General features: G+C 44.8%; 1 protein-coding gene and 1 pseudogene. One reads left to right on the top strand and one right to left on the bottom strand.

The features are described from left to right. The coding region (locus RVS70_RS21685) for a thiamine pyrophosphate-binding protein (protein ID WP_321134790.1) at positions 1–238 on the bottom strand (238 nt) is incomplete at its 3' end. Positions 239–394: 156 nt separating this feature from the next. Here RVS70_RS21685 and alsR point away from each other — a divergent pair. Further along, positions 395–698 (top strand): annotated as a pseudogene (alsR, locus tag RVS70_RS21680) (acetoin biosynthesis transcriptional regulator AlsR); the annotation flags it as partial.

Genomic DNA, 698 nt, shown 5'->3' with positions numbered 1-698 from the left:
CGACTCCCGGTTTTCCAGTTAAACGGCCGACTGCTTGCGCCATAAATGCTGCATTTTGTTCGTGCCGGGCAACGATAATTTCAGGTCCTCTATCTTGTAAAGCATCGAATACCGCATCAATTTTTGCACCCGGAATGCCAAATACATGTGTGACACCTTGCTCCACTAAGCAATCAACAACAAGCTCCGCCCCTCTGTTTTTCACAAGGGATTTTTGTTCTTTTGTTGCTTTTGTCAACACCCTCACTCCTTATTATGCATTTTAACGTAAAATTTTAAATGACTTGTGATACGTTTCACTATACACTCTTTGGAAATTGACCTCCAATATCGATTCGCCTTATGATTAATATGTAATACGAATTATTAACCTATGGAAAGGAATGCATATTGAATGGAGCTTCGCCATCTTCAATACTTTATCGCGGTAGCCGAAGAGCTTCATTTCGGAAAGGCTGCCCGACGGCTGAACATGACGCAGCCTCCTCTCAGCCAGCAGATCAAACAGCTGGAGGAAGAAGTCGGGGTTACGCTTCTGAAAAGGACAAAGCGATTTGTCGAGCTTACCGCAGCAGGAGAAATCTTTTTAAATCATTGCCGCATGGCATTGATGCAAATCGGACAAGGAATTGAACTGGCACAGCGAACGGCACGAGGCGAGCACGGCCATCTCGTAATCGGTTTTGTCGGATCAGCTA

The organism is Virgibacillus sp. M23 (assembly GCF_034190895.1).
GTDB classification, from domain to species: domain Bacteria; phylum Bacillota; class Bacilli; order Bacillales; family Amphibacillaceae; genus Virgibacillus; species Virgibacillus salarius.
Note: the sequence above shows the minus strand (reverse complement) of the source record. Positions and strands in the feature narration are given on the sequence as shown.